Raw genomic sequence first — 6047 nt, forward strand, 5'->3', positions numbered from 1 at the left:
ACAACAAAAAAGCCACCTCGAATGAGGTGGCTTTTTCATGGTTGGTGATGGTGATTGCTACAACAATCAGCCAATCATCAACCTATTAAGAGAATGTTTTACCTGGCATCGAGCTATTTTCTCAGGGGGCTACCCCCCAAATATCGTCGCCGCTGATGCGTTTCACAACCGAGTTCGAGATGGATCGGAGTGGGACCACACCGCTATGGACACCAGGATAGTTATAAACATTCTCAAGGGTTGAACCCTGAGAACTGCATAGGATCTGTGGCTTTCACCACACGTCTGAATCAACAAAGAATTTGTCTTCAGGCAAGAACCAAAATGTTGGTCAAGCCCTCGGTCTATTAGTACTCCTCCGCTGCATCCATTACTGGACTTCCACGTAGAGCCTATCAACGGGTGTTCTTCCCGTGACCTTACTGGGTTACCCCATGGGAACACTCATCTTGAGGTGGGCTTCCCACTTAGATGCTTTCAGCGGTTATCCACTCCGCACATGGCTACCCAGCGTTTACCGTTGGCACGATAACTGGTACACCAGAGGTGCGTTCCTCCCGGTCCTCTCGTACTAGGGAGAAATCCTCTCAATGTTCCTACGCGTACACCGGATATGGACCGAACTGTCTCACGACGTTCTGAACCCAGCTCGCGTACCGCTTTAATGGGCGAACAGCCCAACCCTTGGGACCGACTTCAGCCCCAGGTTGCGATGAGCCGACATCGAGGTGCCAAACCTCCCCGTCGATGTGAACTCTTGGGGGAGATCAGCCTGTTATCCCTAGAGTAACTTTTATCCGTTGAGCGACGGCCCTTCCACTCAGAACCGTCGGATCACTAAAGCCGACTTTCGTCCCTGTTCGACTTGTAGGTCTCACAGTCAAGCTTCCTTCTGCTTTTGCACTCGTCAGCTGATTTCCAACCAGCCTGAGGAAACCTTTGCGCGCCTCCGTTACCTTTTAGGAGGCGACCGCCCCAGTCAAACTGCCCACCTGATACTGTCCGCTCCCCGGATAACGGGTGAACGTTAGAACCCTAGCTCTGAAAGAGTGGTATCTCACCAGTGACTAACTCATACCCACAAGCATGAGATCAACGTCTCCCACCTATCCTGCGCATTCAGAGCCCGGGCACAATACCAAGCTACAGTAAAGCTTCATAGGGTCTTTCTGTCCAGGTGTACGTAGTCCGCATCTTCACAGACAATTCTATTTCGCCGAGCCTCTCTCCGAGACAGCGCCCTGATCGTTACGCCTTTCGTGCGGGTCGGAACTTACCCGACAAGGAATTTCGCTACCTTAGGACCGTTATAGTTACGGCCGCCGTTCACCGGGGCTTCAGTCGCCAGCTTCGCTTACGCTGACCGGCTTCCTTAACCTTCCGGCACTGGGCAGGCGTCAGCCCCCATACATCGTCTTGCGACTTAGCGGAGACCTGTGTTTTTGGTAAACAGTCGCCAGGGCCTCTTCACTGCGACCACCTTGCGGTGGCACCCCTTCTCCCGAAGTTACGGGGCCATTTTGCCGAGTTCCTTAGAGAGAGTTACCTCGCGCACCTCGGTATTCTCTACCACCCCACCTGTGTCGGTTTCGGGTACTGGCAGTCATGCCTTAACGGGTATAGAGCTTTTCTTGGAAGCTTGACGTCACCAACTTCGCTGCCGTAGCAGCTCGTACTCACGCCTCAGCTCGGAACGTTTTCACCGCTCCTCAACGCCTCGAACGCTTGAACCAGTAACCAACATCTGGCTTGGCTAGCCTTCTCCGTCCCTCTTCCCAAAACATGACCGGTACAGGAATGTTGACCTGTTATCCATCGACTACGCCTTTCGGCCTCGCCTTAGGTCCAGACTAACCCTCCGCGGACGAGCCTGCCGGAGGAACCCTTAGGGTTTCGGTGCATGGGATTCTCACCCATGTTTTCGCTACTCAAGCCGACATTCTCACTTCTATGCAGTCCACATCCGCTCACGCTAATGCTTCGCCCCACATAGAACGCTCCCCTACCATAAAAATCCGCAGCTTCGGTACAACACTTAGCCCCGTTCATTTTCGGCGCAGGATCGCTCGACCAGTGAGCTATTACGCACTCCTTTGAGGATGGCTGCTTCTAGGCAAACCTCCTGGTTGTCTATGCAATCCCACCTCCTTTATCACTTAGTGTTGATTTGGGGACCTTAGCTGGCGGTCTGGGCTGTTTCCCTCTCGACCATGGAGCTTATCCCCCACAGTCTGACTGCCTCGCTACACACAGGGTATTCAGAGTTCATCTCGATTTGGTACCGCTCTCGCAGCCCGCACCGAAATGGTGGCTTTACCCCCCTGCTGGAGCACGAGACGCTACGCCTCAACGTATTTCGGGGAGAACCAGCTAGCTCCGGGTTCGATTGGCATTTCACCCCTAACCACAGCTCATCCGCTGACTTTTCAACGTCAGTCGGTTCGGACCTCCACTTGGTATCACCCAAGCTTCATCCTGGCCATGGTTAGATCACCCGGGTTCGGGTCTATAAACACTGACAAACGCCCTATTCAGACTCGCTTTCGCTATGGCTCCACCATTTCCGGTTTAACCCGCCAGTGCCTATAAGTCGCCGGCTCATTCTTCAACAGGCACACGGTCACCCTATGAGTAGGGCTCCCATTGCTTGTAGGCTCACGGTTTCATGTTCTATTTCACTCCCCTCCCGGGGTTCTTTTCACCTTTCCCTCGCGGTACTGTTTCGCTATCGGTCACACAGTAGTACTTAGCCTTACGAGGTGGTCCTCGCGGATTCACACGGAATTTCACGTGCTCCGTGCTACTCGGGATACAGCTAGCTCAGTTCAGTTTTCGGTTACGGGGCTTTCACCCTCTGTGGCGTGCCATTCAAGCACTTCTCCTAACATTCCTGATACACGTTGCTGTCCCACAACCCCGATACTCGAAAGCATCGGTTTAGGCTCTTCCCCGTTCGCTCGCCGCTACTTAGGGAGTCGTTTTTACTTTCCTTTCCTCCAGCTACTAAGATGTTTCAGTTCGCTGGGTTGGCTCGTGCCAGCCTATGGATTCAGCTGGCCGTATTAAGGGTTGCCCCATTCGGAAATTCCCGGATCAAAGCGTGCTTCCAGCTCCCCGGGACTTATCGCAGGTAACCACGTCCTTCATCGCCTCTGTGTGCCAAGGTATCCGCCGTGAGCCCTTTGTAGCTTGACCAATTAACCTCTTGAACGCTTACCGCCGTTGAAAGCAGATTCTCAAGTTTTTATTGCTAAAAACAAGATCAAACTCTGATTCGCTCGACACGAATCAAAGAACATTCAAGAGTCTCGGCTCTTGCTCAAAAGAATTTTCATTGTTCTGGTTCTAATCTCTCTTTCGAAAGATCAGACTCAAAACAATGCATCTGTAAGATGCTTTGTTTTTCCAGACTTCACCTATGCAGTTGTCAAGGTTCTGCTAGAACTTCAAACTGATTTCTCAGTTCGAGCCCAGCATCTTATCAACCAAATTCAAAGTTTTAAACTTAAAAACTTGGAATGACAGGAAGCTGGGGTCATCCAGCGGACACATCTAAATCACACACCAATCGAGCTCGACTCCAACAATTTGGAGACGGGGATAAAGTTCGGTCAGTGGAGGTTAGGAGACTCGAACTCCTGACATCCTGCTTGCAAAGCAGGCGCTCTACCAACTGAGCTAAACCCCCAACACCGAATGGGCCATCCTGGACTTGAACCAGGGACCTCACCCTTATCAGGGGTGCGCTCTAACCACCTGAGCTAATGGCCCAGGAGTCTCATCCCTTTTGGGGTGTGACCTAGACAAAGTTTAGGAACTGAAAATCTCCACCAAGCACGACACATTGCTGCATCATCTTGATTTCAAATCTGAGGTACCGATCGACCTAAGGTGACAGGATTTCGGCCTAAGAATAAAAACACTCAGGCATCAAAATCGTTGTTTGTCTCCCTGTTAGGAGGTGATCCATCCGCACCTTCCGGTACGGATACCTTGTTACGACTTCACCCCAGTCATCAGCCCCACCTTCGACGTCCTCCTCCACAAGGGTTGGAGTAACGGCTTCGGGCGTGGCCAACTTCCATGGTGTGACGGGCGGTGTGTACAAGGCCCGGGAACGTATTCACCGCAGTATGCTGACCTGCGATTACTAGCGATTCCTCCTTCACGTAGGCGAGTTGCAGCCTACGATCTGAACTGAGCCACGGTTTATGGGATTTGCTTGTCCTCGCGAACTTGCAGCCCTTTGTCCGTAGCATTGTAGTACGTGTGTAGCCCAGGATGTAAGGGGCATGATGACTTGACGTCATCCACACCTTCCTCCGGTTTATCACCGGCGGTCTCTCTAGAGTGCCCAACTAAATGCTGGCAACTAAAGACGTGGGTTGCGCTCGTTGCGGGACTTAACCCAACATCTCACGACACGAGCTGACGACAGCCATGCACCACCTGTCACTGCGCTCCCGAAGGCACTCTCTCGTTTCCAAGAGATTCGCAGGATGTCAAACCCTGGTAAGGTTCTTCGCGTTGCATCGAATTAAACCACATACTCCACCGCTTGTGCGGGCCCCCGTCAATTCCTTTGAGTTTCACACTTGCGTGCGTACTCCCCAGGCGGAACACTTAACGCGTTGGCTACGACACCGAGGGGGTCGATTCCCCCGACACCTAGTGTTCATCGTTTACGGCCAGGACTACAGGGGTATCTAATCCCTTTCGCTCCCCTGGCTTTCGTCCATGAGCGTCAGTGATGGCCCAGCAGAGCGCCTTCGCCACTGGTGTTCTTCCCGATATCTACGCATTTCACCGCTACACCGGGAATTCCCTCTGCCCCTACCACACTCAAGCCCAACAGTTTCCACTGCCATGATGGAGTTAAGCTCCACTTTTTAACAGCAGACTTGAAGGGCCGCCTGCGGACGCTTTACGCCCAATAATTCCGGATAACGCTTGCCACTCCCGTATTACCGCGGCTGCTGGCACGGAATTAGCCGTGGCTTATTCATCAAGTACCGTCAGATCTTCTTCCTTGATAAAAGAGGTTTACAGCCCAGAGGCCTTCATCCCTCACGCGGCGTTGCTCCGTCAGGCTTTCGCCCATTGCGGAAAATTCCCCACTGCTGCCTCCCGTAGGAGTCTGGGCCGTGTCTCAGTCCCAGTGTGGCTGATCATCCTCTCAGACCAGCTACTGATCGATGCCTTGGTGAGCCATTACCTACACCAACTAGCTAATCAGACGCGAGCTCATCCTCAGGCGAAATTCATTTCACCTCGCGGCATATGGGGTATTAGCGGCCGTTTCCAACCGTTATCCCCCTCCTGAGGGCAGATTCTCACGCGTTACTCACCCGTCCGCCACTAACCCGAAGGTTCGTTCGACTTGCATGTGTTAAGCACGCCGCCAGCGTTCATCCTGAGCCAGGATCAAACTCTCCGTTGTAGATCATTTCCTTTTAGAAGCTTTCGCTCCCTCAAAATGATTTGCGTCACCCATTACTCAGATCAATCTGGCAACAGTTGAGGCCTCCTCTTCGCTGACACAAAAAGGGTTCTTAAGAGTGCATCTCTAGATTTCTCTTTCAATGACTTTCCGGGATCTCAGATCCGGTTGTTGCTCCACAATTCGCACACCGACAACAAGAAGGTTCGTGAAAACCTTCTCGTTGCAGCGAATTGCTTCGACGCAACGAAATTTTTTGACGGGACCTCACACCTTCATCGCTCTTTCATTCGGATCCTCACTTCACCTTGCGGGTCGGCTCAGAACCAAACGCGATGAAAGCGTCAGTTCCTAAACTTTTCGGTTGTCCAGGTGCGACCAAACCTCGCTGCACTCCCTCTCAGGAGTTCACTTGGCTGGTCATCGCGGCCTTCGCGGCCGCTTGAAGAACTTACAACACCGTGGGATCGCTCCCTCTTGATCTTGTAAGTCGCCTCAGACACATCAAGACTTTCGCCTTCAGCGCTTCGGCTTGCGCGCTCGCCTCTCGGCTCCCGCGCAAGACAAAACCATAACACCACATCTCCCCAGCTCGCAAGAGGCACGT

The 6047-nt window shown here is 52.6% G+C and carries 2 tRNA genes and 3 rRNA genes; all 5 read right to left on the reverse strand.

The features are described from left to right. Positions 1–100: 100 nt before the first annotated feature. The 5 genes from rrf to FZZ92_RS13075 all read right to left on the reverse strand — a co-directional run bounded on the left by rrf (position 101) and on the right by FZZ92_RS13075 (position 5440). Positions 101–217, reverse strand: a 5S ribosomal RNA gene (rrf, locus tag FZZ92_RS13055). A 110-nt stretch (positions 218–327) separates the two neighbouring features. Continuing rightward, positions 328–3195: ribosomal RNA gene (locus FZZ92_RS13060) — 23S ribosomal RNA — on the reverse strand. A 420-nt stretch (positions 3196–3615) separates the two neighbouring features. Continuing rightward, positions 3616–3688 (reverse strand) — tRNA-Ala (locus FZZ92_RS13065). A gap of 9 nt (positions 3689–3697) precedes the next feature. Then, a tRNA-Ile gene (locus FZZ92_RS13070) sits at positions 3698–3771 on the reverse strand. Between the two features lie 183 nt (positions 3772–3954). Then, positions 3955–5440: ribosomal RNA gene (locus FZZ92_RS13075) — 16S ribosomal RNA — on the reverse strand. The 16S, 23S and 5S rRNA genes sit together here with 2 tRNA genes alongside, the layout of an rRNA operon. Positions 5441–6047: the final 607 nt, after the last annotated feature.

It is taken from the genome of Synechococcus sp. MU1611, assembly GCF_020514255.1.
In the GTDB taxonomy this organism is placed as follows: Bacteria; Cyanobacteriota; Cyanobacteriia; order PCC-6307; family Cyanobiaceae; genus Parasynechococcus.